This is a genomic window from Vreelandella lutescens (assembly GCF_014640815.1).
Lineage (GTDB): Bacteria > Pseudomonadota > Gammaproteobacteria > Pseudomonadales > Halomonadaceae > Vreelandella > Vreelandella lutescens.
In genome coordinates, this window is the sequence record NZ_BMHM01000002.1 from 488,690 (window position 1) to 512,069 (window position 23,380).

The following is a 23,380-nucleotide window of genomic DNA, read 5'->3' on the forward strand; positions in this document are numbered from 1 at the left end:
ATGCCCGAAGGTCCAGAAATTCGCCGCGCAGCGGATCGTATTGAAAAGCAAATTGGCGGCAAAGTGCTGGATGATGTGTGGTTTGCTTTTCCTGAGTTGTCCAGCCAAGCAAGCTCGCTGATCGGCGTTAAGGTGTCAGCAGTGGATACCTGGGGTAAAGCCATGCTGATCCGGTTTGCCGACCAACGCGTGCTTTACTCGCATAATCAACTGTATGGCGTGTGGAAGCTGCACGCTGAAGATACGCCGCCTAGCACCAAGCGCTCACTGCGTGTGCGGCTAGTGGCTGAGGGCAGGGCCGCAAGCCTCTACAGCGCGTCTGATATATCGCTGTGGCAGGAGGATACGCTGGCGCATCACCCTTTTTTATCGCGCCTGGGCCCTGATTTGCTTAGCCAAGACGTCAACGCTCACGATGTGAAACAGCGCTTGCTCATGCCAGCGTTTAAACGCCGCAGTTTAGGAGCGCTGCTCTTAGATCAAGGCCTAGTGGCGGGGCTGGGGAATTACTTACGCTCTGAAATTCTGTTCTTTGCTTACCTTCATCCCAAGCAGCGCCCAGATGATTTGACTGACGAGCAGTTAACGCGACTATCAACTTATATCGTCGACATTACCCGCACCGCCTACCGAACGGCGGGAGTGACTAATCAAGAAGCCTGGATTGAGCAGGCCATGGCATCTGGCGAGCCCCGTAGGCAGTGGCGTTTCAGTGTGTTTGAGCGTGCAGGACTCTCCTGTCATCGCTGTGGCAATATCATTACGCGCATGATGGTGGGTTCACGCCGACTCTACTGTTGCCCACAGTGCCAGCCACCTCTTTAATACAAAGTTATACCGTTATCTTGAATAAACGCTAACACTCTCAGACCAAAGCGCTATCGGTGATCAAACAGTGAAGCCCCGTCTTGGCTGCCGTGGTGGCATCAATGCGGTATACTTCCCGCACACTTAGACGGCCGATAAGGCCGCAGCCAAGACGATAACCGAGGAGCTGTTAATCCATGACCGTGATTCGCCAGGACGACGTTATTCAAAGCGTTGCCGATGCTCTGCAGTACATCTCTTACTATCATCCGAAAGATTTTATTCAAGCGATGGCCGCGGCCTACGAGCGTGAAGAGAACCCGGCAGCAAAAGATGCAATCGCTCAAATTTTAATCAACTCGCGCATGTGTGCGACAGGGCATCGCCCCATTTGCCAGGATACCGGTATCGTGACGGTGTTTGTTCACGTGGGAATGAACGTCACATGGGACGCCGAGCTCAGTCTTGACGATATGATTAATGAAGGCGTTCGCCGTGCCTATCATTTGCCGGATAACGTTTTACGCGCGTCAGTGCTAGCAGATCCAGACGGTAAACGTCAGAACACCAAAGACAACACGCCTGCCATCATTCACTACAAAATCGTCCCAGGCGATAAGGTCGATATTCACGTGGCGGCGAAGGGCGGTGGTAGCGAGGCGAAATCGAAGTTTGCCATGCTGAACCCCTCCGATAGCGTCGTGGACTGGGTGATGGAGCAGCTCCCCAAAATGGGCGCTGGCTGGTGCCCGCCGGGCATGCTGGGGATTGGCATTGGCGGTACCGCTGAAAAAGCGATGGAAATTGCTAAAGAAGCGCTACTAGACCCTATCGATATTCAAGAGCTTCAGGCGCGTGGCGCAAGCAATCGTGCCGAAGAACTGCGGCTTGAGCTGTTCGATAAAGTTAACAAGAGCGGCATTGGTGCGCAGGGGTTAGGTGGTTTAACCACCGTATTGGATATTAAAGTGAAAGATTATCCGACCCACGCCGCGAACAAGCCGGTGGCGATTATTCCTAACTGCGCGGCGACTCGCCATGCGCATTTCACGCTGGATGGTTCTGGCCCTGTTTCGCTGCCTGCGCCGAAGCTGGAAGATTGGCCAGAAATTACCCGTGAAGCGGGTGATAACGTGAAGCGCGTCAATCTGGATACCGTTACTCCTGAGGAAGTTCAGACTTGGCAACCAGGCGATACGCTGCTGCTCAATGGCAAGTTGCTCACCGGCCGCGACGCTGCACACAAGCGCATGGTTGATATGATCGCCAAGGGCGAGCCGCTGCCGGTGGATATGAAAGGCCGCTTCATCTATTACGTGGGCCCTGTCGACCCCGTGGGCGATGAGGTGGTAGGTCCTGCTGGCCCTACAACTGCCACGCGCATGGATAAGTTCACCCGTACGATGCTGGAAGAAACCGGCCTTCTAGGTATGGTGGGCAAAGCCGAGCGTGGTCAGCTGGCTATTGATGCCATTCGCGATAATCAGGCGGTGTATCTCATGGCCGTTGGTGGTTCAGCCTACCTAGTGGCTCAAGCGATCAAAAAATCGCGTGTTGTCGGCTTTGAAGACTTGGGCATGGAAGCTATCTACGAATTTGAAGTGGAAGATATGCCGGTCACTGTAGCGGTAGACAGTCAGGGTACCTCTGTACACCAAACTGGCCCAGCTAAGTGGAAAGCAATCATTGCTGAAAAAGCATGATGCGCTAACGTATCGATTGATGCTGGTTAACAGGAGCCCCGTTTTAGCGGGGCTCCTGTGTATTAGACATGCCATAGTAAAAGCAACGATAAGTAGCAAACGTCCTAAAGGATAGCGAGGAGTAGCAAATGACCTCTTGGTTGCTAGGGACAGGGATTATGCTGATTCACGTGCTGGGGATGATCTCAGCGGTGATGGCCTTGATGTCGAGTCGTACGTCGCAAGGCGCAGTAGCGTGGATTATATCGCTATTGACCTTTCCCTATGCGGCGGTTCCAGCCTATTGGCTGTTTGGTCGCCCGCGGTTTTATGGCTATGTGACGGCAAGAGGTGCGCGAGACTCCGTCTTAAGACGAGTGCTGGTACGCTATCGACATAACGTTAAACCCCATGTTGCCATATCCAACAATACTGATATTCAAGCGGTTGAGCAGCTAGCGATGATGCCGTTAACGAAAGGTAACAGTACCAAGCTGCTGATTGATGGTGACGCTACGTTTTCAAGCCTGTTTGAAGGTATTGAGCGAGCGCAAGATTATTTACTGATTCAGTTTTTTATCGTACGAGATGACGAACTGGGGCGGCAACTGCAGCAATATTTGATTGCAGCAGTGAAGCGCGGTGTACGTGTGTACTTTCTTTATGACGAAATGGGCAGTCGTAAACTAAGTGAAGGGTATTTAAAAGAACTGAGCAGCAGAGGTGTAGAAGTGACACCTTTTCGCTCATCTCGAGGCTTCAAGCATCGCTTTCAGCTTAATTTTCGCAACCACCGTAAAATTGCCGTTGTCGATGGTAAGCAAGGCTGGGTGGGGGGCTTTAATGTGGGCAATGAATACCTGGGCAAGAGTGCTAAGCATGGCCCGTGGCGCGATACACATTTGTTGGTACAAGGTCCCTGCGTGCTTGGTCTACAAGAAGCATTTTGGGAAGACTGGCATTGGGCAACGGGGGCTGTCATCACGTTAAATTGGCATGCAGAGAGCCATCCCCAGCAAGACCAGCAAGTCGTCATCGTGCCTTCCGGGCCAGCCGACAAGCAGGATACGGCAGGGTTGTTAGTACAACAGCTCATTCACAGTGCCAACCAGCGCTTTTGGGTGACTAGTCCTTATTTTGTGCCTGACCAGGGTGTCCAAGACTCCCTACGCCTGGCTGCCATGAGAGGGGTCGATGTTCGCGTGATGATTCCAGAGCGGCCGGATCATTTACTGGTGTTTCTCTCAGCGTTCTCATTCTTACCCGATATGTTGAAAGCGGGTGTAAAAATATACCGTTATCGCCCTGGCTTTCTTCACCAAAAAGTCATGCTGATTGATGATTCTTCAGCAACGGTAGGCACGGTCAATCTAGACAACCGATCATTTCGATTAAATTTTGAAATCACGGCTTTCGTTCCGAGTAGAGACTTTGCACGTGATGTTGCCACTATGCTAGAAGCCGATTTTGCTCAATGTCGGCGAGTTACCTTGGATGAGGTGAGCCAACGTCCGATGTGGAAGAAAGTTGTTTCCCGAGCAGCCTATTTGATGGCACCCGTTCAGTAAGTCAGGTTGCCTAACCAAATGACACAACAAGCAATGTTCAAATAACAGGAGTCATGGGTGAATTTAGAAACAAAATGGCTAGAGGACTTTGTCGCACTGGCCAACACCCGCAGTTTTTCAGCCTCAGCCCGACAGCGCCATGTCACCCAGCCAGCGTTTAGCCGGCGTATTCGAGCGTTAGAGCAGGCCGTTGGCGTTACGTTGGTGGATAGGTCAACCACGCCCATTGGCTTAACGTCAGAGGGACAGCTTTTTCTCGTCACTGCCCGCAACTTAGTCGAGCAATTAAACGAATCGCTTAGCCATTTACGGGGGCTCTCTATCGCTAATGAAGCGCTGGACATTGTCGCGGCCCACTCCTTAGCATTGAGCTTTTACCCACCCTGGATTTCCAGATTACAGAAGGGGCTAGGGGAGTTACCAACGCGCTTGGTCGCTATGAACGTCGGCGAAGCCATTCATGTGCTGCGGGAAGGCAACTGCGACTTAATGCTCGCCTATTACGACCCTTTTGCCACCATGCAGCTAGATGCGGAGGTCTTCCCCTCCTTTTCTATTGGTAAGGTCAACATGTTGCCAGTGTCTTTGCCCGGCGAGCAGGGTAAACCGCTATTCTCCTTGCAACGTGATAGCTCTATCCCTTATCTGGCCTACACCCAGGGTGCTTTTTTAGGGCGCAGTGTCCGTATGTTGCTTAAAAACGACCCATTGCGTATGAAGCTTAGAACGGTGTATGAAACTGCAATGGCCGAAGGCTTGAAAGGGATGGTTTTACAGGGTGTCGGCGTTGCATGGATTCCTGATTTTTGTATTCGCGAGGAGCTAAAAACAGGAAAACTGGTAAGAGCTGGCGATGAAAGTTGGGATATCCCGCTTGAAATTCGTTTATATCGCTGCTCTTTAGTTCACAAACCCGGCGTAGAGCGCTTATGGCGGCAAATGATGAAGTTGCCACGCGATTTTTTACAGGCCTAATCCCGGCAGAGTTAAAGAGAGCCAAAGTCAGCAGGCAACCCAAGGAAATTCTGAATAATAAAGAAGTGATCCTCGAATAAGCTTTCGGGCTCTAGGTCGGCCAGCGCTACCCAGCGAGCATGATCCCCCCCTTGCACGGGTTTCAGACGCGGCAACTGCTGGTCGGGGCGTAAAGCAAAGTAAAAAGCTTCTGCCAACGTGCGGCCTCGCCAACTGCGGTGCGGCTCATCAAATAAACGCTGGCCACGTAAGGAGCCTTTAAGCACGGGCTCTGGCACTTTTAAGCGCAGCCGCTCACGTAATTCTCGCAGGCAGGCATCCAGCAATCGCTCATGCGGATTGATAAACCCACCAGGCAGCGCAAATAACCCTTTTCCGGGAGCAGCGGTACGCTTTACGAGCAGCACATGGCCTGACTGAACGACGACCGCGTTCACGGTTACAAAGATGGGCGGGTAGGGTGCCTGGGACCATGCCTGACGATACTGATCAAGCAGTTGTTGCTCCTCTAGCAATCGATAGTAATCATCGCCTTTACAGAACTGGCCAACGCGCTCTACAACGCCAGGTGGGAGGTCGTGATAAGCACCTGTGCTCAGATAGTCGTCGGTAGAGCCAGGTGAGCGAAAAAGCCGCTCTCTGATTTGGCTGGCAGAAATGCCTTCCACCAGCGGCACGCTCACAGATTCCCACTGGGGGAATAGTGATAAGTAATAGCTGGATTGTCCGCGACTTGCACCAATAAGTCCGATACGAGGCAGCCGCGCATTCGCAGGTGCTGCTAAATCACGTACTTTACGCTGAACATCCCTCACCCACACATCGTCGTTATAAAGCGCATCCAGTAGCGGGGTGATCTCAAGCCTCAGGTTGTCCGCATCATCAAATCCAGATCGCAGCATCGCTTGGCGCTCATCAAAATGCCATGGGTTACGCAGCGAGCGCGCTTGCCATGAAGACCCCACCATGACAATGACTTGCCGTGCCTGCTTCAGCGCTTCTCTAATAATCGCAAGATGGCCTAAATGGGGCGGCTGAAAACGACCAATAAAAACCAGACAATCAAAGGCATAAGACGTGACAGACCGAGCTGAATCTGAGTTCATTGCGTGTCCTTGATTGCTAAAAAAGGTGACTTGGGCGGAGCCATTATGGTCGGCCCTATAAAGCGCTGCAACGCAATCATACCTGCGCTCAACGTTTTGATTGGGTATGCTTATTCATTATTCGTCATATAAGCGTTGCAGAAGGACGCTGTGAATAGTGTTAAGGGACAATATTATGATTAAAAACACGCTCACTTTTTGGTGGAACGTGGTGCAGGATGCAACGTCGCTATGGCTGGAAAGAAACGCGTTTAGCTATGCGGGGTCATTGGCGTTCTATACGCTGTTTTCGTTGGCTCCAACGGTCATCATTGCGGTCACCGTGATCGGGGTAGTGCTTGGGGAGGAAGCGGCTCAAGGGCAGATCGTTGCCCAATTGCAAGGCACGCTAGGCGCGGATGCCGCACTTGCTGTGGAACAAGCCGTTGCTCAGTCGCGCATCGAAGAGTCTGGTTTTTTACCCACGATTCTTGGCTTTCTTGCTTTAATGGTGGGTGCCACCACGGTGTTTGCGCAAATGCAGTTCTCGCTCAATACCATTTGGGGTGTCACCGCTAAACCCACCAGTAACAGTGCGTTTATCTTTATTAAAAACCGGTTGCTGTCATTAACCGTTGTTCTCTCTATCGGTTTTATTTTGCTGGTATCGCTAGTGCTTGGGGTAGTGCTTCGTGGCATGCTTCATGCAGCGAATGATCTGTTGCCTTTTGCCAGCCTACTCACCACGACAGCAGAATCATTGATATCGCTTGCGATGGTGTCGCTACTGTTTGCGACCATTTTTAAAGTCCTGCCCGATGTGGTGCTGCGCTGGCAGGATGTGCTCATTGGGGCAGTGGTTACTGCGGTACTCTTCACGATTGGCCGCAGCGTTATTGCTATTTACCTTGCTTACACCGCAACGGCCTCTACCTATGGGGCGGCGGGTTCAGTGGTCATGATTCTGCTATGGGTATATTACAGCTCGCTTATCCTGCTGTTTGGTGCAGCGTTCACGCGTTCGTTACTCATACGTCGCGGACGCCCACTGGTACCGCGCAACAGCGCTGTGTTGGTTAAGCATGAGTTGCTTTAACAACAGAGGAGGTTGCAATGGCTGATTGCTGCGTTCGTGCTTACGTGACAGGTAAAGTTCAGGGAGTCTGGTATCGACGTGCCACTCAAGAGCAGGCGCTAATGCGTGGGTTAACCGGTTACGCTAAAAACCTGCCTGACGGCCGAGTCGAGGTGCTAATGTGCGGCCCTCCATCTGCTGTTTCAGAGCTAGGTCAGTGGTTATGGCAAGGGCCCGAAAACGCGCAGGTCACCCATGTTACCTTTGAAACACTGGGTGACCATCACGCCCCTGATCACTTTTCTACTTACTAAGTACTGGGCTGATTAAGTACTTATCTGATTAGGTGCTTGGATAATTAGGTGCTTAGCCGTGGCTTTGCCTTTAACGTTTTTCTGCCAACCATGTACGGACATTGTCGGCCGTTAAGTCGACAATGTTCTGGCGAGCCTCAGGCGTAATCCACGCATTGTGTGGCGTGACAATAAGGTTGAGCGGCTCTTGATTGGCCAGCGCATCAAGCAGCGCATGACCTTCTTTGGGCGGCTCGGCGGGCAGTACATCAACGGCTAGCCCGCCGATACTGCCACTACGAAGCGCCTCTAAAGCCGCTTCTTCGTCGATAATGCCGCCACGAGCGCAGTTAACGATAAGCAGCGAAGGCTTTGCCACCGCCAGGCGCTCTTTATTGAGCAGATGCTTGGTGGCATCGTTGAGTGGGCAGTGCAAGCTGATCACATCGGCGGTGGGCAGCAGGTCATCAAGAGAAGGACGCGGGTCGTGCTGTTCATTCCCCGGTCTTGCTGCAAATGTCACCTGCATGCCAAAGGCTTCTGCTAACCGCGCAACTTCAGACCCCAACTCCCCTTGTCCGACCATGACGAGCTGCTTACCTGCCAACTGCAGCGTTGGGTGATCCTGTAAGCAGAAAAAATCGCTCGTTTGCCATTTGCCGTCCGCGATATCGGCCTGGTAACGGGGCAAGCGATTCGCCAGCGTCAACATGAGCATTAGCGTATGTTGCGAGACGCTGGCAGTGCCATAGGCCGTTACGTTCTTAACGATGATGTTATGGGCTTTAGCCGCGTCAAGGTCAATGTTGTTTAAACCGGTGGCAAGAACACAGATCAACTTTAAAGAAGGTAGCTGCGAGAGCGTCTCAGCATCCAACCTCACTTTATTGACAATAGCGATCTCAGCGTCCGCTAGACGCTCACGCGCCTGCGCCGTACTGCTTTGCTGATGAATATCTAAGTGCGTGACAGCATTGCGAATCGCCGTCAGGTCAATATCCTCGCCAAGGCTTTGGGCATCCAGTATGACCGCATTGGGCATTTTATTTTCTCCATTAACCGCCGAAAGCCGCTTGGCCTTGCTCGGCAGGGGGCACAAAAGGGTATAATGAGCGCTCTATCGACCGCAGTCTTGGAATTTATCCCGGCAGGCCACATATTGTCAGCCTGGTAGTGCTAGGTTTACCACGATTCTGTCAACCCACACCTGTCGGAGTTGAGCTTTTCAGGAGCCATCAACATGCCCATCTATGAGTACGAGTGCAAGGCCTGCGGCCATCGCATGGAAAAACTTCAGAAAATTAGCGCAGATCCTTTAAAAAGCTGCCCCGCGTGTCAGCAAGATGATCTGGAGCGTTTGGTCTCGGCAGCCGGGTTCCGCTTAGCGGGTGGCGGTTGGTACGAAACTGACTTCAAAACGGGCAGCAAAAAGAATCTTGCTGCCGATGGAAAGGCCTCTGGCAGCGCAAAAACGGATGCCAGTAGCACATCAACGAAAAATGGCGCTGCGGCATAGCCGCGGCTGTCAGGGCTGTTTGAGGCCCAAGACAACTTAATTGCCACGAAACAGAACAGGATTAGACATGCGCAGCCATTATTGCGGCCAGCTTAACGAAACATTGGTGGATCAAACGGTCACCGTTTGCGGCTGGGTTCACCGCCGTCGTGACCACGGTGGGGTTATCTTTCTCGACATGCGTGACCGTGATGGTATCGCTCAATTTGTCGTAGACCCCGATACCGCCGAGGCGTTTGCTAATGCCGACCGCGCGCGCAGCGAGTATGTTCTGCGTATTACGGGCCGCGTTCGGCTGCGCCCTGAAGGCACCCAGAACCCCAATATGCCTACCGGCATGATTGAGGTACTGGCGAAAGAAGTAGAAGTGCTGAATACCGCTGCGACGCCGCCTTTCCAGCTTGATGATCATGGTAAAGTCGGTGAGGAAGTGCGCCTTAAGCACCGCTACATTGATCTGCGCCGTCCGGACATGATCGAGAAACTGCGCCTTCGCTCGCGTATTTCTCATAACGTGCGCGCCTATCTAGAAAATCAGGGCTTCTTGGATATCGAAACCCCGGTTCTAACGCGTGCAACGCCGGAAGGTGCACGTGACTATCTCGTGCCTAGCCGTACACACGCGGGCAGCTTCTTTGCTCTACCGCAGTCTCCTCAGCTGTTTAAACAGCTGCTGATGGTGGCGGGTTTCGACCGTTACTATCAAATCGCTAAATGCTTCCGTGATGAAGATCTGCGGGCGGATCGCCAGCCTGAATTTACGCAGATTGATATTGAAGCCTCTTTCGTAGAAGAAGATGACATCATGGGCATTACGGAAGCCATGATTCGTCAGCTCTTCCAGGAAGTGCTCAACGTCGAGCTCAGCGAATTCCCGCGGATGACGTGGCAAGAAGCCATGGATCGCTTTGGTTCAGATAAGCCCGACCTGCGTATTCCGCTTGAACTCACCGATGTTGACGACTTAATGCAGCAAGTTGACTTCAAGGTGTTTTCTGGCCCCGCGAGTGCAGATGATGGCCGCGTTGCGGCTCTGAAAGTGCCGGGCGGTGCCAAGCTCTCCCGTAAAGAGATTGACGAGTACACCAAGTTCGTTGGTATCTACGGTGCCAAAGGCCTCGCTTGGATCAAAGTTAACGAGCGTGCCAAAGGGCTTGACGGTCTGCAGTCGCCGATCGTGAAGTTCATGGAAAATATCGTCGAAGAGCTGCTTGATCGTGTCGGCGCAGAAGATGGCGATATTATCTTCTTTGGTGCGGATAAAGCGCGCATCGTGAACGAAGCGATTGGTGCGCTGCGTGTGAAGCTGGGTGCGGATTTAGATCTGTATACTCAGGAGTGGGCACCGTTGTGGGTCGTTGACTTCCCGATGTTTGAAGCTGACGACAATGGCCGCTTAAGCCCGCTGCACCATCCGTTTACAGCGCCTTCCTGTTCACCAGAAGAGCTGAAAGCTGATCCGGCTAAGGCGCTCTCACGTGCTTACGACATGGTGCTTAACGGTACCGAGCTGGGCGGTGGTTCTATTCGTATTCACCACCAAGCTATGCAGAGCACGGTATTTGAGATTCTGGGCATTGGCGAAGAAGAAGCGCGAGAGAAGTTTGGCTTCTTGCTTGATGCGCTGCAGTACGGTGCACCGCCCCATGGCGGCTTGGCCTTCGGTCTGGATCGCTTAGTGATGCTGATGGTCGGCGCTAAGACAATTCGTGAAGTCATTGCCTTCCCGAAAACCCAAAGTGCTGGCTGTCTGATGACAGATGCCCCCGGTGAAGTGAGTGCTGATCAGCTAAAAGAGCTGAATATTCGCTTACGTCAGAAGGTTAAAGCGGAATCCGCAGCCGAGTAAGCCTGCTGCTCTGTTTTAAGTCCCATTAAAACACCGACGCTTAGCGTCGGTGTTTTTGTTTCAAGAAAGAGCGAAGAGACGTTGACATGGATGCACAACAGCCTGTGAAAGCGATTCGGATTTTAGGCATTGACCCAGGCTCACGCATTACGGGCTACGGCATTATCGACCTCGTCGGTGTCAAGCCTCGCTACGTGGCCAGCGGTTGCATCCGCACGGCAGACGGTGCGTTAGAGCAGCGTTTGGCCCAAATCTATGCAGGGATTAGCGAAGTGCTTGGCCTGCATCGACCTGATGCTGTGGCTGTAGAACGTGTTTTCATGGCGAAGAATGCCGATTCAGCCCTGAAGCTGGGGCAAGCCCGCGGCGCGGCGCTCGTTTGCCTGGCGAATCACGGGTTAAGCATTGCCGAATATGCGGCCCGGCAGATCAAGCAGGCAGTTACCGGCCAAGGTGGGGCCGATAAAAGCCAAGTGCAGCACATGGTCACCACGCTGCTTTCGCTATCGGCTACGCCACAAGCGGATGCTGCCGATGCACTTGCCATCGCGCTCACCCATGCGTTTGCAGGCAGTGCATTAGCGACGGCGACTCCTTCACGTAGTAAGCGTCGCTCAACAGGCCGTTGGCGGCTCTAGGGGTTACTGGTCATCTGTACAGACTGGCTTTATAGTGAGGGCTGTTTTTTCCTGCTGTGAGGCGCGTGATGATTGGAAGACTAACCGGCCTGTTATTAGAAAAGCAGCCACCATGGATGGTCGTGGATGTGCATGGCGTAGGCTATGAGCTAGAAGCCTCCATGAATACCTTTGTGGCGTTACCCGCCCCAGGCGAGCAAGTGTCGCTCTATACTCATCTCACTATTCGCGATGATGCACATCTACTCTACGGATTTGGGCGTGAGCATGAGCGGGCGCTATTTCGTGCCTTAATCAAAGTGAATGGCGTGGGGCCCAAGCTCGCATTAGCGATTCTGTCCGGTATGGACGAAGATGCCTTTATGCGCTGCATCCGAGATGACGACAGCAAAGCGCTGACTAAACTGCCTGGAGTGGGCAAAAAAACGGCAGAACGACTGATTATCGAAATGCGCGACCGCTTTCCTGAGTGGGAGCATGGTAGTGATGCGCCATTGGCTCTTGAAGCAACAAATGGGCGGACTGCCCCTAGAGATCACTTAGCCGATGCGGAAGCTGCGCTGGTGAGTTTGGGATACAAGCTGACAGAGGCCGCGAAGATGCTGGCTGATGTCGACCCGAATCAAACCACAGAAGCGCTTATCAAAGCCGCCTTGACCAAGCGAATGGCTGGTTAAAGCCACCATGAGTGCAAGAGCGCGTATTCATTAGATAGCACTCAAGAAGAGTCTCTATGTTAGAACATGACCGATTAATTGCCGCTGAGCCAGAGCACGGCGAAGTGCGTATCGACCATGCTATTCGTCCGAAGCATCTAAAAGATTACATCGGCCAGCCTCGGGTTCGCGAACAGCTTGAAATTTTTATCGGAGCAGCGAGGCTGCGCGAAGAGAGCCTTGATCACACGCTGGTATTTGGCCCGCCGGGGTTAGGCAAAACGACGCTTGCCAATATCATTGCCACTGAAATGGGCGTGGGGCTCAAGTCCACCTCTGGACCTGTTTTGGAGCGTGCCGGTGATCTGGCGGCCATGCTAACTAACCTTGAGCCGGGCGATGTGCTGTTTATCGATGAAATCCATCGCCTTTCACCTGTGGTGGAAGAAGTGCTTTATCCTGCGATGGAGGACTTCCAGCTCGATATCATGATTGGTGAAGGGCCAGCCGCACGCTCGATCAAGCTCGACTTGCCCAGATTCACGCTAGTCGGTGCTACCACTCGGGCAGGGCTATTGACCTCACCGCTACGGGACCGCTTTGGTATTGTTCAGCGGCTAGAGTTTTATAACCTGGAAGAGCTGACAGAGATTGTCGCCCGTTCGGCACGCTTGTTAGGCGTTGAAACCAGCCGTGAAGGGGCAATTGAGGTAGCACGACGCTCGCGTGGTACGCCGCGTATAGCTAATCGGCTGCTGCGTAGAGTCCGTGACTACGCCGACATCAAGGGCGATGGCGTAGTGGATGTACATGTGGCTGACGCTGCACTGAATATGCTTAACGTAGACCACCACGGTCTTGATCATATGGATCGTCGTTTGTTGCTGGCGATGATCGATAAATTCGATGGTGGCCCGGTAGGGGTTGATTCACTCTCAGCAGCGATTGGCGAAGAGCGCGATACCATTGAAGATGTGATTGAACCTTACCTGATTCAGCAAGGGCTCATGATGCGCACTCCCCGAGGCCGAGTCGTCACTCGCCAAGCGTGGCTTCACTTTGACCGTACGCCTCATGAGCAGTCAATAGATGTCGAGGGGGAGCGTCGGCCATGACAGGCAAGTTTAGTATGCCGGTTCGTGTTTATATGGAAGATACTGACGCCGGCGGAATTGTCTACTACGTTAACTACTTGAAGTTTATGGAGCGGGCGCGCAGTGAATGGTTAAGAAAATTAGGCCTGAATCAGCAAACGCTGCTAGACGAAGGTACGCAGCTAGTGGTATACCGCATGGCCTGTCACTACGCCAAACCCGCACGATTGGATGAGGCGTTAACGGTTACTGCCCACATCGCGGAAAAAGGGCGGTGCCGGATGACATTTGAGCAACAGGTTCGGCGCGACAAGGAACTCTTATGCTCTGCAACAGTCGAGATAGCCTGCCTAAACGCGACGACAATGCGTCCAAAAGCGTGGCCATCGTCGCTTAACACCACTATGTCGCTTAATACCACTATCTAGTCGACAACGACATTAATTGATTGAAGAGGGCAACTGTGAACGATAACGCCATGTCCATTCCCCACTTGATAATGAGTGCCAGCACCGTTGTGCAGCTGGTCATGTTGCTGCTAGTGGTGGGGTCGATCCTCTCATGGGTAGTGATCTTTCAGCGCAGTATTGCGCTACGCCGAGCGAAGCAAGAGTACAATCAGTTTGAAGAGTCTTTCTGGTCGGGCGTGGATTTAAATGAGCTTTATCGGGAAATTCCGGCGGATGATCCCCGTCACGGTGCTGAGCATATCTTTCAGTCTGGCTTCAGAGAATTTAACCGTTTAATGCCCAAAACTCGCAGTGCGGATACCATTTTAGAGGGTGTCCAGCGAAGCATGCGGGTGGCGTGGTCTCGAGAAGAAGACCGTCTCACAAAGCATCTCGTCTTTTTAGCAACCGTGGCGTCTGTTAGCCCGTATGTAGGTCTGTTTGGCACCGTTTGGGGCATCATGGGCTCGTTCCAGTCGCTTTCTATGACCCAGCAAGCCACCTTGGCAACCGTTGCACCCTGGATTGCAGAAGCGCTTATTGCCACCGCGATGGGCCTGCTCGCCGCCATACCGGCCGTTATCTTCTACAACCGACTTTCGAATGATGCGTCACGATTGCTAGGCAAGTATGAAAACTTTGCTGAAGAATTCCACGCTATTTTGCATCGTAACTTGCAAGGTCGTGATGGCAAGCCGCAAGCCTAACGCCCGTAAAGGAGTTCGTCATGCAAGGTTCGTTTAATCGAAGCGGCAAAAAAAAGCCCATGGGTGAGATTAACGTCGTGCCTTTTATCGACGTTATGTTGGTCTTATTGGTCATTTTCATGATTACTGCCCCTATGCTGACGCAAGGGGTGCAGGTCGATCTGCCGCAAGTCACCTCTGAACCTATTGAAACCCAAGAAGATAATGACCCGATCATTATCTCGGTAGACCGCGACGGAGGCTATTTCATAACGCTGGGGGAAGATTCAACGTCGGTCACGTTGGATCAGATGTCTGAGCGCATTGTCGCTATCCTTCAACGTCGGCCCGGTACTCCAGTCATGGTGCGCGGAGATCGTAACGTGCCTTATGGTCAGGTGGTCATACTGATGAGCACGCTGCAGCGAGCGGGTGTCGCCAACGTAGGGCTGCTCTCTGAGCCGCCTCAAGATGGTTAAGGGCGAGTCGCACATGGCTGTAAAACCACCTCGTGACCCTCAAGACGTTGGCTATACGTGGCCAACGATTTTGGCTGTCGCTGTGCACCTGCTCGTGATTGTGTTTAGCCTAATTAAGCTTCCCAGTATGAGTGCTGAACCTGACTCTTCATCCATTGTGCAGGCGACGTTTGTCAGTACTGAAACCTTTACGGATCAAGCGCAACAGGTAACGGAACAGCAGGCCGCGATGAATAATGCGGCAGAGCCAGATGTGACCGAGCCTGAGCCACCCAGCGATGAACCTTCAGCCGAGCAACAAGCGGCTGAAGCCGCCGCAGCGCAGCGTGAAGCGGAGGCGGCTGCACAAGCGGCCGAACAAGCTGAAGCGCTGGAGCAAGCACAAGCTGAGGCAGAAGCACAAGCCCAGCGTCGTGCAGAAGAAGCTGAGCGCTTAGCCGAACAGCAGGAGGCAGAAGCGCAAGCGCGTGAAGCCGAAGAGCAGCGTGCCCGCGATGAAGCAGAGGCGCAGCGCCAGCGCGAAGCAGAGGCTGAACGGGTCAGAGCGGAAGCAGAAGCACAGCGTCAGCGTGAAGCAGAAGAGCAGCGCGAGCGGGAAGAAGAGGCTCAACGCCAACGCGAGGCTGAAGAGCAGCGCGAACGCGAGGAGGAGGCTCAACGTCAGCGCGAAGCTGAAGAGGAGCGTGCCCGTGAAGAAGCCGAAGCTCAGCGCGAACGTGAAGCGGAAGAGCAGCGCCAGCGCGAAGCGGAAGCTCAACGTCAACGTGAAGCCGAAGCTCAACGTGCCCGAGAGGCTGAGGCCCAGCGTGAGCGTGAAGCGGAAGAGCGCCGTGCCGCAGAAGCCGCTGAGGCTGCCATGCAGCGGCAGTTGGCCGGTGAAGCCGAGGCGGCCGCCAATGCACAACAGGCACAGCAGGCTGCCAATAGCTTTATTAATATTGTTCGGCGTGCTGTTGAGCAGGCTTGGCTCATTCCACCTGCAGCGAGTGATTCGATGAGTGCTACGATACAGGTAAGGCTTGGGCCATCGGGTGAGCTATTAGCGACATCCGTAGTGTCATCCAGCGGCGACAGTGCTTTTGATCGCTCAGCCATGCAAGCGGTTGAACACGCCGCTCCGTTCAGCGAATTACGTGACTTAGCAGCGGAGCAGCAACGTACTTTACGTCAATTTAATCTGCGATTTACCCCGGGGGATGTTCGCTGATGCAAACGTTAAGCAAAGTGTGGCTTTTTTGCGTACTGCTACTAATTAGCAGTGTGGCTAACGCCAATTTAACCATTGAGATAACACGCGGTAGCGATCAGGCACTACCGATCGGTGTGGTACCTTTTGCAGGCAGTGAGGGCCTTCCAGAAGACATTGCGCAAATTGTGCAAGATGATCTAGAGCGTAGCGGGCTCTTCGAGCCACTGGAGCGCAGCGCAATGTTTGATCGCCCAAGCCAAGCGTCCGACGTGGAGTTTGGCACGTGGCGTTCGCTGGACGTGCGCTATCTGGTGGTAGGTCGTGCCCAGCAGACAGGCGGCGGCTACGAACTACAGTTTGATCTCGTCGATATTAGCGGCCAGCGCCCGATGATTAGCGAGACCGTGACCGTTAGTGGCAATGATCTTCGCGGTGCAGCTCACTATATCAGCGATCAGGTTTTTGAAGCGATCACTGATATTCGTGGGGCATTCTCGACGCGCATTGCCTACGTGACGGCTCAGGGCTTAGGCGACAACATGCAGTTTGGCCTTTACGTGGCCGATGCCGATGGCCGACGCAGCCAGCAAGTGCTGACATCTGATCAGCCGATTATGTCGCCCTCATGGTCGCCGGATGGCCGTAAATTGGCCTATGTTTCGTTTGAGACGGGTAAGGCTTCTATCTATATCCAAGACGTCAACACCGGTCAGCGCGTTCAAGCGACGTCGTTCGATGGCATCAACGGCGCGCCGACATGGTCACCCGATGGCCGCCGTATCGCTATGTCGCTCTCCAAAGACGGTCAGCCGGAAATTTACGTGCTGGACGTAGCCAATCGGTCATTGGACCGTATTACCCAGAGCAACAGCATCGATACCGAACCCGCATGGTCTCCTGATGGTCGCAGCATCATCTTTACGTCCGACCGTAGCGGTGGTCCACAGATTTACCAGCATGTGATGGGTAGCGGTGAAACTAATCGCTTAACATTTACTGGCAACTATAACGCCCGCGCGCGCTTTTCACCGGACGGTGAGCAGATCTTTTTGATCCACCGTTCCAGCCGGGGTTTCCAAGTTGCCAAACAGGATCTTGATGGTGGTCGCCTAGTAGTATTAAGCGATTCAACAAGAGATGAATCTCCTAGTGTTGCGCCGAACGGTACCATGGTAATCTTCGCTACCCAACAGGGTAGTAGTGGTGTACTTAGTGCCGTGTCAGCCGATGGCCGCTCGTCATTTAGGTTACCCGCAGCACAAGGTGATGTACGTGATCCCGCGTGGTCACCTTTCTTAAATTAATAGATGAACAGCACTAATTTCTGTTTTCAGGCAAGGAGTCTGATTATGCAACTTAAGCCGTTGGCTCGCTCATTAGCAGTCGCGTTATCTATCGTAGTTATCGCTGGCTGTTCCAGCACCGGCGGAACACAAGACGGTGACTCTTACGGAAGCCAGGATGGCAGCAGTATGGGGTCTAGCACGTCTGGTGTTGGCACCAGTGGTCAGTATGGCTCAACGTCAGGTTCTGGCGCGGCTGGTCAGCAGGCGGATTCTCGTATTCCTGAAGTACGCACTATTTACTTCGATTACGATCGCGATACCATCAAGAGCGACTACGAATCTGTGGTAATGGCTCATGCGCGCTACCTGCGTGCTAACCCGAACGCCCGCGTTGTTCTTCACGGTCACACCGACGAACGCGGTACCCGTGAATACAACATGGCACTAGGTGAGCGTCGTGCGGGAGCTGTACAGCGTTTCCTGAATATTCAGGGTGTATCTCCTTCACAAATGAGCGTGGTTAGCTACGGTGAAGAGCGTCCGGCAGCGAGTGGCCAAAACGAAAGCGCCTACTCGCAAAACCGTCGCGTCGTCTTTAACTACTGATAGTATTGGCGTGCCCTGGCACGCCAACTGTATCACTCGGAGCTATCATGAATCACAGTCTCAAACGCTATTTTGAGAGGCTGTGCGGTGCGGGAGCCATAGCGCTCCCGCTGTCCGTATTGCCCTTATCCCTTCTGTCAGCATCCGCCTTGGCGCAGCAGCCGCTGGTCCAAGACCTCTCCTCAGGTTCGTCCAATAGCTTTTATCAGCAAACTCAGCGGCAAGAGTCGTCAGGCGGTAATCTTGTCCTGTTTAACCAAGTGCAAGAGCACCAGCAGGAAATTCAACAGCTGCGTGGCCAGATTGAAGAACTGCGTCACCAGTTAGAGCAACTGCGAAATCAATCGCAGCAGCAATACCTGGATATTGAAGACCGCTTGATGAGCAGCGCGCCCAGTCAAATTGAGCAGGCAACGCCTCAAGTTGAGCCAGAAGTAGCGGAGCAGGTAGTGCAAGCACCGTCTACTCGCAACGTCAGCGACGATGCGCAGGCAGATTATCAGGCTGCCTTTGCTCATGTGCAGGCGCGACAGTTCGGTGATGCGATTGCCGCCTTTGAAGCCTTCGTCGCTGACCATCCAGACAGTAGTCTGACGGCAAACGGGCACTACTGGCTTGGCGAACTATACGCTGCAGAAGGTGAGTTAGATTCAGCAGATCAAGCCTTTACCCGAGTCATCGAGCAGTATAGCGGTAGCACCAAAGTGCCTGATGCGCTGTATAAGCTTGGCCTGGTGAAGGCACGTAAAGGTGAGGCAGAGCGCAGTCGTGAGTTGCTAGAGCAAGTGCGCGATGACTATCCGCAAAGCAGCGCCGCTGGGTTGGCTAATGATTTCTTACGCCAGTCCGCAGGTTAATACGGTTTAATATTGACGCTTCAAGGAACCCTCATGAGTTGTAAAATCGACTATCAACCAGCGCCCAATCTATTAGAAAACCGCGTCGTGTTGGTAACCGGTGCGGGAGATGGGATTGGTCGCGCGGCGGCATTAACCTATGCCCGTCATGGGGCTACCGTAATATTGCTGGGCCGCACCATCGCTAAGCTTGAGCGCGTTTACGACGACATTGAGGCAGCTGGTGGGCCACAGCCTGCTATTTTCCCGCTCAATTTTGAAGGCGCCACCCTTAAAGATTTCCATGATATGGCAGAAACTCTGGACAAAGAGTTTGGCCGTTTAGATGGTGTGTTGCATAACGCTGGGTTGCTAGGGCGCATTACGCCATTTGAACAGTACAATCCCGAACTTTGGGAACAGGTGATGCAGGTCAATATTAATGGCCCCATCTGGATGACTCAGGCACTGCTGCCGCTGCTTCAAGCATCGGATGATGCATCGGTCATCTTTACTTCTTCAAGCGTTGGCCGCAAAGGGCGAGCTTATTGGGGGGCCTATTCTGTCTCGAAGTTCGCGACAGAAGGGTTTGTCGAAGTACTCTCTGATGAGTTGAGCAATCAACCCAATGTGCGCGTGAATACGCTTAATCCAGGGGCAACACGTACTCAAATGCGACGTACGGCCTATCCGGGAGAAGACCCGTTTACGCTGCGTACTCCAGAGGAGATCATGCCAACCTACCTGTGGCTAATGGGCCCCGACAGCAAGGGCGTTAGCGGCCAGAAATTTGATGCTCAGCCGCCACGCGTTTAATGCAGGTTAGCGTCAAACAGTGCGGTGGCCGTCTAAGGCGGCCACTAGCTCTTCACAGGTGGCAAACCACACGTCGGCAGGCCAGTGTTGGTAGTCGTCTTCCTTGCTGATATACCCATAGCCCACCGCCACGGCGGTCATGCCGGCCGCTTTTGCTGCCTGCATATCACGCACATGATCACCGATGTACCAGCATGCCTCGGGAGAAACGCCTAAGCGTTTTGCCGCTTCCCAAAGCGGCTCAGGTGCGGGTTTTTTAACGCTCAAGTCATCAGCACACAGCAGGGCCCCAGGCGTTAGCGCCAGCGCCTCAAGAAGCGGCAGTGTATAACGCCGTGGTTTATTAGTGACAATCCCCCACTGGCGCGCCTCCTGTTGCCATGCAATCAGCCACTCATCTAGTGGCTCAAACAGCTTGCTATGCACAGCCACTGCCTGTTCGTATGCGTCCAGTAAAAACTGACGTGCTTCGTCGTGCCCGGCACTGCCACTTTCAAGGCCAAGTGCCAGCGTGACCAGGGCGCTACCGCCATTCGACACTTGCCCACGAATGTCTTGAAACGGCAGGGGAGCTAGGCCGTGATGGGCCCTGAGTGCATTGGTGGCAGCGGCCAAGTCTGGGGCGGTGTCGACCAACGTGCCGTCTAAGTCAAACAAGATGGCTTGAGGGGAGGGCATCAGCATTTACTCGCTCACTTTTCGGCAGTACATCATGTAATTCACCGAGACATCGTGGGGAACCAGCCGGTAATGGCGTGTGAGAGGGTTGTACGTCAGTCCCGTTTGTTCACGGACTTCGAGTGTCGCCAGACGCGCCCAGTTAGCCATCTCAGAGGGGCGAATAAATTTCGCATAATCGTGAGTACCTCGGGGAAGCAATTTCAGCACGTATTCAGCCCCTAAAATAGCAAAGGCATAAGATTTCGGCGTGCGATTAAGCGTAGAGAAAAAGACATAACCCCCAGGCCGTACCAAAGTGCTGCAGGCACGAATCACCGAGGCAGGATCGGGCACATGCTCCAGCATTTCCATGCAGGTCACCACGTCATAATGGCCTGGCTGCTCTGCGGCTAAGCCTTCAACGCTGATATGGCGATAATCGACGGTGACGCCGCTCTCTTCGGCATGAAGCCTCGCCACTCCTAACGGTGCCTCGCCTAGGTCAATGCCGGTCACACTAGCACCTCGGTGCGCCATGGATTCGCTTAAAATACCGCCACCACAGCCCACATCTAACACTTTTTTGCCCGCAAGCCCCGCCCGTGCATCAATAAAGTCCAAGCGAAGAGGGTTAATGTCATGAAGCGGTTTAAATTCGCTGTCAGGGTCCCACCAGCGGCTGGCAAGTGCTTCAAATTTCGCAACTTCTGCGGCATCGACGTTGTCTTGATAGCGACGAGTGGTGCTATCCTGAAGTGTCACTGGCATGGTGTAACCCCCTCTGCAGTTGGTATTGAGTGACATATGAACGTGGTTTGCCAGTTAGCGGTATTCTCGGCAAGGTGGCATCCACTCAAACGTTGAGTATTATGGTTATTCTAACCACTCCTGACGCGGAACGCATGGAAAGGAACGCAGCATGACGCCTAACACTTTATTTTATCGGCGCTTATTGGCCAGGGAGAGCACCTAAATGCGTGTATTGCTGCATGGTAGTGAACTAAGTGCTGCGACAGCGGCAGCGGCGCTGGCGTGGGTAGGCCACCGTGTCGACTGGCTACTCCACGAAAGCGTTCCATGGTCAACGCTAGCGTCGGCTGACTGGCTGCGTCGAGAACCATCGCTAATGACGCAGCTTGAGCAGGCCATGGCATCGGGCAATTTAACCATTATCGCCTCTCCTGACGCCTCTGAGTCACCTGATATTGTCTGGTTAGCACTTTCTCCCAGCCAGCGGTCATCCGCCAGTGCGTTACTTCAGCACGCCATGTTTGATGCCTACAGTGGCGCGGTGTTAGTAAATAACTCGACGTTTCCGGTGGGCGAAACTGAACGTTTGCATTCCTTGATGGGACAGCAGCATAGCCGGGTAGCACTGCCCGACACCTTGGAAGAAGGTCGTGCTTGGCTCTCTTTTACTCGCCCAGTGCGCTGGCTACTGGGTTGCGATGACGCGTTAGGTGAGCAGATGACCAGAGAGTTGCTGCGCGCGTTCAATCGGCGCAGCGAAGTATTTCAGTGCATGCCTTGTCGAGCCGCTGAACTGACCAAGCTAGCGATCAATGGTATGTTGGCAACCCGTATCAGTTATATGAATGAAATTGCAGGGCTTGCAGATACCTTAGGCGTGGATGTTGAGCATGTACGCCAAGGCATGGGGGCTGATACACGCATAGGTTTTGAGTATTTATACCCAGGATGCGGGTTTGGTGGGCCTAATTTTTCACGCGATTTAATGCGCTTGGCCGATGTTCAATCTGCAAGTGGCCGCTACTCGGCTCTGCTTGAGCAGGTGATGGATATTAATGAGCAGAAAAAAGAGACACTGTTCAGAAAGCTATGGGGATTTTTTGAAGGGGATTTAGTAGGCAAAACCGTGGCGATATGGGGAGCGGCGTTTAAACCTGGAACAGCCCGTATCGATCATGCGCCGGTGTTGACGTTGCTTGAGGCACTTTGGGCACAAGGTGTGAAGGTGCAACTACACGATCCAGCGGCGATTCCGGCACTCCTTGCGGCCGTTGGACAGCGCAGTGATTTAGTGGTGTTTGAGGAAGACCCCTACCTTGCTTGCCAAGGGGCGGATGCGCTGATGTTGGTAACGGAATGGAAAGCTTACTGGAACCCTGATTGGCACCGTTTAGCCACCATGCTCAACGAAAAGCTAGTATTAGATGGACGCAATATCTATGACCCCGCTTTTGTATCCAGCTGCGGCCTGCACTACCGAGGGATTGGGCGACGCGCCGATCCGACGATGCTCTAAGGAAAACTCATGTCTGACGCCACTTCATCTCAACGTATCGTTCCTGATGTGGATCAAAGCCTAACTGCACAGCATCTGCGTCATCGGCGGGGGCCAACGTTATGGCCAATTTGGCTGATATTGATCTTAGTACTGCTACTACTGGGTGCGTCGGCGGCTGGGCTTTGGTACGAGCGAGAAAGGCTGCTTGATGAAGTGCATCGTGTCAGTGGTGAAGTATCTAACCTGCATGCAAGGCTCGACTCAGGTGACACGGATGCTCAGGATGCGATAACCTTTGTACAAGCTCAAATGGAAACATTGTTCCAAGAGCAAGAACAGCTTGCCGTTGCACTCACCAATGCGCGCGAAGAGCTTTATGGGCTTTTAACGAACAATGAAGAACTTGTATCTGATGAAGCACTAGAAACGCTGTCACAACAGATATCTCAATTTCAGGAGCAAGCTGCTCTACGTGATCGCCAGTTAACGGCCATTCGTACTTCATTAGATGCGCTAGAGCAGGCTGGTACTTCTGGGCGGCAAAATTTAGTTGAAGAAGTGTCTCACCTGGAAGGCATCATGACGCAGCGACTGGACACCATGGAGCGGCAGGTGGCCAGCGATCGAACCGCGCTTGAAGAGCAATTCAGAGCGTGGCAGGAAGACGTCGAGCAGCAATTATCACAGCTATCTTCGGCAGTTGCCGACGTTAACACACAGGAAGAGCCCGCAAGCCAAGCTGCGCTGACAGCCCTAGAAACGCAGTGGACGCAGCGCTTAAATACGCTGGAGAGCGATGTGCGGCAAGTAAGGCAAGCTCAGCTAGCCTTCAGTGCGCAGATGGAGATGCTGCGTAATTAACCAGCAGCCGCATGCTGCGGAACGAA

25 protein-coding genes are annotated in these 23,380 nt (G+C 53.3%); 21 read left to right on the plus strand and 4 right to left on the minus strand.

Annotation, left to right across the window (positions count from 1 at the left end; translation table 11 throughout):
• From nei to IEW65_RS06620, 4 genes are all read left to right on the plus strand, one after another.
• On the plus strand, nucleotides 1–825 hold the full coding sequence (gene nei, locus IEW65_RS06605; RefSeq protein WP_188638687.1) for an endonuclease VIII: 825 nt from the start codon (nucleotides 1–3) through the stop codon (nucleotides 823–825).
• 179 nt (nucleotides 826–1,004) lie between these two features.
• On the plus strand, nucleotides 1,005–2,510 hold the full coding sequence (locus IEW65_RS06610) for a fumarate hydratase (protein ID WP_188638688.1): 1,506 nt from the start codon (nucleotides 1,005–1,007) through the stop codon (nucleotides 2,508–2,510).
• A gap of 128 nt (nucleotides 2,511–2,638) precedes the next feature.
• Nucleotides 2,639–4,057: a cardiolipin synthase gene (cls, locus tag IEW65_RS06615; protein ID WP_188638689.1), complete on the plus strand. Its 1,419-nt coding sequence runs from the start codon at nucleotides 2,639–2,641 to the stop codon at nucleotides 4,055–4,057.
• A 57-nt stretch (nucleotides 4,058–4,114) separates the two neighbouring features.
• Complete coding sequence (locus IEW65_RS06620; RefSeq protein WP_188638690.1) at nucleotides 4,115–5,032, plus strand: LysR substrate-binding domain-containing protein; 918 nt, start codon at nucleotides 4,115–4,117, stop codon at nucleotides 5,030–5,032.
• Between the two features lie 11 nt (nucleotides 5,033–5,043).
• Here the strand turns inward: IEW65_RS06620 and IEW65_RS06625 are convergent, their stop codons facing one another.
• Nucleotides 5,044–6,138, minus strand: coding sequence for a bifunctional nicotinamide-nucleotide adenylyltransferase/Nudix hydroxylase (locus IEW65_RS06625; RefSeq protein ID WP_188638691.1), 1,095 nt, complete (start codon nucleotides 6,136–6,138; stop codon nucleotides 5,044–5,046).
• A gap of 175 nt (nucleotides 6,139–6,313) precedes the next feature.
• On the opposite strand from IEW65_RS06625, the gene IEW65_RS06630 reads away from it, so the two are divergent.
• Together IEW65_RS06630 and IEW65_RS06635 are read left to right on the plus strand one after the other, a co-directional pair.
• Nucleotides 6,314–7,213 carry a YihY/virulence factor BrkB family protein gene (locus IEW65_RS06630; RefSeq protein ID WP_188638692.1) on the plus strand — a complete coding sequence of 300 codons (900 nt, stop codon included), beginning with the start codon at nucleotides 6,314–6,316 and terminating at the stop codon, nucleotides 7,211–7,213.
• A 17-nt stretch (nucleotides 7,214–7,230) separates the two neighbouring features.
• Nucleotides 7,231–7,506: an acylphosphatase gene (locus IEW65_RS06635; RefSeq protein WP_188638693.1), complete on the plus strand. Its 276-nt coding sequence runs from the start codon at nucleotides 7,231–7,233 to the stop codon at nucleotides 7,504–7,506.
• A gap of 70 nt (nucleotides 7,507–7,576) precedes the next feature.
• Here the strand turns inward: IEW65_RS06635 and IEW65_RS06640 are convergent, their stop codons facing one another.
• Nucleotides 7,577–8,527, minus strand: coding sequence for a D-2-hydroxyacid dehydrogenase (locus tag IEW65_RS06640; RefSeq protein WP_188638694.1), 951 nt, complete (start codon nucleotides 8,525–8,527; stop codon nucleotides 7,577–7,579).
• A gap of 198 nt (nucleotides 8,528–8,725) precedes the next feature.
• Between IEW65_RS06640 and IEW65_RS06645 the strand changes: the two genes are divergently transcribed.
• The 13 genes from IEW65_RS06645 to IEW65_RS06705 all read left to right on the plus strand — a co-directional run bounded on the left by IEW65_RS06645 (nucleotide 8,726) and on the right by IEW65_RS06705 (nucleotide 19,585).
• Complete coding sequence (locus tag IEW65_RS06645) at nucleotides 8,726–9,001, plus strand: FmdB family zinc ribbon protein (protein WP_188638695.1); 276 nt, start codon at nucleotides 8,726–8,728, stop codon at nucleotides 8,999–9,001.
• Nucleotides 9,002–9,068: 67 nt separating this feature from the next.
• Nucleotides 9,069–10,850, plus strand: a complete 1,782-nt coding sequence (aspS, locus tag IEW65_RS06650; protein WP_188638696.1) for an aspartate--tRNA ligase — start codon at nucleotides 9,069–9,071, stop codon at nucleotides 10,848–10,850.
• A gap of 86 nt (nucleotides 10,851–10,936) precedes the next feature.
• Nucleotides 10,937–11,488 (plus strand): crossover junction endodeoxyribonuclease RuvC, encoded by a 552-nt coding sequence (gene ruvC, locus IEW65_RS06655; protein WP_188638697.1) that lies wholly within the window; start codon nucleotides 10,937–10,939, stop codon nucleotides 11,486–11,488.
• A 68-nt stretch (nucleotides 11,489–11,556) separates the two neighbouring features.
• Nucleotides 11,557–12,165 (plus strand): Holliday junction branch migration protein RuvA, encoded by a 609-nt coding sequence (gene ruvA, locus IEW65_RS06660; protein WP_188638698.1) that lies wholly within the window; start codon nucleotides 11,557–11,559, stop codon nucleotides 12,163–12,165.
• A 56-nt stretch (nucleotides 12,166–12,221) separates the two neighbouring features.
• On the plus strand, nucleotides 12,222–13,259 hold the full coding sequence (gene ruvB / locus IEW65_RS06665) for a Holliday junction branch migration DNA helicase RuvB (protein WP_188638699.1): 1,038 nt from the start codon (nucleotides 12,222–12,224) through the stop codon (nucleotides 13,257–13,259).
• The gene (ybgC, locus tag IEW65_RS06670; RefSeq protein ID WP_188638700.1) at nucleotides 13,256–13,666 is read left to right on the plus strand and encodes a tol-pal system-associated acyl-CoA thioesterase; all 411 of its coding nucleotides are present in this window, start codon (nucleotides 13,256–13,258) and stop codon (nucleotides 13,664–13,666) included. Before ruvB ends, ybgC begins: the two co-directional genes overlap by 4 nt.
• Nucleotides 13,667–13,701: 35 nt before the next feature.
• Nucleotides 13,702–14,394, plus strand: a complete 693-nt coding sequence (gene tolQ, locus IEW65_RS06675) for a protein TolQ (protein WP_188638701.1) — start codon at nucleotides 13,702–13,704, stop codon at nucleotides 14,392–14,394.
• A 20-nt stretch (nucleotides 14,395–14,414) separates the two neighbouring features.
• The gene (gene tolR / locus IEW65_RS06680) at nucleotides 14,415–14,852 is read left to right on the plus strand and encodes a protein TolR (RefSeq protein ID WP_188638702.1); all 438 of its coding nucleotides are present in this window, start codon (nucleotides 14,415–14,417) and stop codon (nucleotides 14,850–14,852) included.
• Between the two features lie 13 nt (nucleotides 14,853–14,865).
• Nucleotides 14,866–16,059 (plus strand): cell envelope integrity protein TolA, encoded by a 1,194-nt coding sequence (gene tolA, locus IEW65_RS06685; RefSeq protein WP_188638703.1) that lies wholly within the window; start codon nucleotides 14,866–14,868, stop codon nucleotides 16,057–16,059.
• A complete protein-coding gene (gene tolB, locus IEW65_RS06690; protein ID WP_188638704.1) occupies nucleotides 16,059–17,345 on the plus strand; it encodes a Tol-Pal system beta propeller repeat protein TolB in 1,287 nt (428 codons plus the stop codon). The genes tolA and tolB overlap by 1 nt, the downstream gene beginning before the upstream one ends.
• Before the next feature lie 45 nt (nucleotides 17,346–17,390).
• The gene (gene pal / locus IEW65_RS06695; protein WP_188638705.1) at nucleotides 17,391–17,933 is read left to right on the plus strand and encodes a peptidoglycan-associated lipoprotein Pal; all 543 of its coding nucleotides are present in this window, start codon (nucleotides 17,391–17,393) and stop codon (nucleotides 17,931–17,933) included.
• 47 nt (nucleotides 17,934–17,980) lie between these two features.
• On the plus strand, nucleotides 17,981–18,790 hold the full coding sequence (gene ybgF / locus IEW65_RS06700) for a tol-pal system protein YbgF (protein WP_188638706.1): 810 nt from the start codon (nucleotides 17,981–17,983) through the stop codon (nucleotides 18,788–18,790).
• Nucleotides 18,791–18,823: 33 nt separating this feature from the next.
• Entirely contained in the window at nucleotides 18,824–19,585 is a 762-nt protein-coding gene (locus tag IEW65_RS06705) for a YciK family oxidoreductase (RefSeq protein ID WP_188638707.1), read from the plus strand.
• Between the two features lie 12 nt (nucleotides 19,586–19,597).
• On the opposite strand, the gene IEW65_RS06710 is transcribed toward IEW65_RS06705, so the two are convergent.
• Both IEW65_RS06710 and ubiG read right to left on the minus strand, forming a co-directional pair.
• Nucleotides 19,598–20,269, minus strand: a complete 672-nt coding sequence (locus IEW65_RS06710) for an HAD-IA family hydrolase (protein ID WP_188638708.1) — start codon at nucleotides 20,267–20,269, stop codon at nucleotides 19,598–19,600.
• Nucleotides 20,270–21,013, minus strand: coding sequence for a bifunctional 2-polyprenyl-6-hydroxyphenol methylase/3-demethylubiquinol 3-O-methyltransferase UbiG (gene ubiG, locus IEW65_RS06715; protein WP_188638709.1), 744 nt, complete (start codon nucleotides 21,011–21,013; stop codon nucleotides 20,270–20,272).
• A gap of 205 nt (nucleotides 21,014–21,218) precedes the next feature.
• Between ubiG and IEW65_RS06720 the strand changes: the two genes are divergently transcribed.
• Both IEW65_RS06720 and IEW65_RS06725 read left to right on the plus strand, forming a co-directional pair.
• Nucleotides 21,219–22,511 (plus strand): nucleotide sugar dehydrogenase, encoded by a 1,293-nt coding sequence (locus IEW65_RS06720; protein WP_188638710.1) that lies wholly within the window; start codon nucleotides 21,219–21,221, stop codon nucleotides 22,509–22,511.
• Between the two features lie 9 nt (nucleotides 22,512–22,520).
• On the plus strand, nucleotides 22,521–23,354 hold the full coding sequence (locus IEW65_RS06725; RefSeq protein ID WP_188638711.1) for a coiled-coil domain-containing protein: 834 nt from the start codon (nucleotides 22,521–22,523) through the stop codon (nucleotides 23,352–23,354).
• The last annotated feature ends 26 nt before the right edge of the window (nucleotides 23,355–23,380 follow it).

What these genes read in the sequence shown, in the direction of transcription:
- pal (WP_188638705.1), top strand. Translation starts at nt 17,391, where the DNA reads ATGCAACTTAAGCCGTTGGCTCGCTCATTAGCAGTCGCGTTATCTATC.
- IEW65_RS06625 (WP_188638691.1), bottom strand. Translation starts at nt 6,138, where the DNA reads ATGAACTCAGATTCAGCTCGGTCTGTCACGTCTTATGCCTTTGATTGT.
- IEW65_RS06640 (WP_188638694.1), bottom strand. Translation starts at nt 8,527, where the DNA reads ATGCCCAATGCGGTCATACTGGATGCCCAAAGCCTTGGCGAGGATATT.
- IEW65_RS06725 (WP_188638711.1), top strand. Translation starts at nt 22,521, where the DNA reads ATGTCTGACGCCACTTCATCTCAACGTATCGTTCCTGATGTGGATCAA.
- tolR (WP_188638702.1), top strand. Translation starts at nt 14,415, where the DNA reads ATGCAAGGTTCGTTTAATCGAAGCGGCAAAAAAAAGCCCATGGGTGAG.
- IEW65_RS06610 (WP_188638688.1), top strand. Translation starts at nt 1,005, where the DNA reads ATGACCGTGATTCGCCAGGACGACGTTATTCAAAGCGTTGCCGATGCT.
- ybgC (WP_188638700.1), top strand. Translation starts at nt 13,256, where the DNA reads ATGACAGGCAAGTTTAGTATGCCGGTTCGTGTTTATATGGAAGATACT.
- ubiG (WP_188638709.1), bottom strand. Translation starts at nt 21,013, where the DNA reads ATGCCAGTGACACTTCAGGATAGCACCACTCGTCGCTATCAAGACAAC.
- tolA (WP_188638703.1), top strand. Translation starts at nt 14,866, where the DNA reads ATGGCTGTAAAACCACCTCGTGACCCTCAAGACGTTGGCTATACGTGG.
- nei (WP_188638687.1), top strand. Translation starts at nt 1, where the DNA reads ATGCCCGAAGGTCCAGAAATTCGCCGCGCAGCGGATCGTATTGAAAAG.
- IEW65_RS06630 (WP_188638692.1), top strand. Translation starts at nt 6,314, where the DNA reads ATGATTAAAAACACGCTCACTTTTTGGTGGAACGTGGTGCAGGATGCA.
- tolB (WP_188638704.1), top strand. Translation starts at nt 16,059, where the DNA reads ATGCAAACGTTAAGCAAAGTGTGGCTTTTTTGCGTACTGCTACTAATT.
- aspS (WP_188638696.1), top strand. Translation starts at nt 9,069, where the DNA reads ATGCGCAGCCATTATTGCGGCCAGCTTAACGAAACATTGGTGGATCAA.
- ruvC (WP_188638697.1), top strand. Translation starts at nt 10,937, where the DNA reads ATGGATGCACAACAGCCTGTGAAAGCGATTCGGATTTTAGGCATTGAC.
- IEW65_RS06635 (WP_188638693.1), top strand. Translation starts at nt 7,231, where the DNA reads ATGGCTGATTGCTGCGTTCGTGCTTACGTGACAGGTAAAGTTCAGGGA.
- ybgF (WP_188638706.1), top strand. Translation starts at nt 17,981, where the DNA reads ATGAATCACAGTCTCAAACGCTATTTTGAGAGGCTGTGCGGTGCGGGA.
- IEW65_RS06720 (WP_188638710.1), top strand. Translation starts at nt 21,219, where the DNA reads ATGCGTGTATTGCTGCATGGTAGTGAACTAAGTGCTGCGACAGCGGCA.
- ruvA (WP_188638698.1), top strand. Translation starts at nt 11,557, where the DNA reads ATGATTGGAAGACTAACCGGCCTGTTATTAGAAAAGCAGCCACCATGG.
- IEW65_RS06710 (WP_188638708.1), bottom strand. Translation starts at nt 20,269, where the DNA reads ATGCTGATGCCCTCCCCTCAAGCCATCTTGTTTGACTTAGACGGCACG.
- ruvB (WP_188638699.1), top strand. Translation starts at nt 12,222, where the DNA reads ATGTTAGAACATGACCGATTAATTGCCGCTGAGCCAGAGCACGGCGAA.
- IEW65_RS06645 (WP_188638695.1), top strand. Translation starts at nt 8,726, where the DNA reads ATGCCCATCTATGAGTACGAGTGCAAGGCCTGCGGCCATCGCATGGAA.
- IEW65_RS06705 (WP_188638707.1), top strand. Translation starts at nt 18,824, where the DNA reads ATGAGTTGTAAAATCGACTATCAACCAGCGCCCAATCTATTAGAAAAC.
- cls (WP_188638689.1), top strand. Translation starts at nt 2,639, where the DNA reads ATGACCTCTTGGTTGCTAGGGACAGGGATTATGCTGATTCACGTGCTG.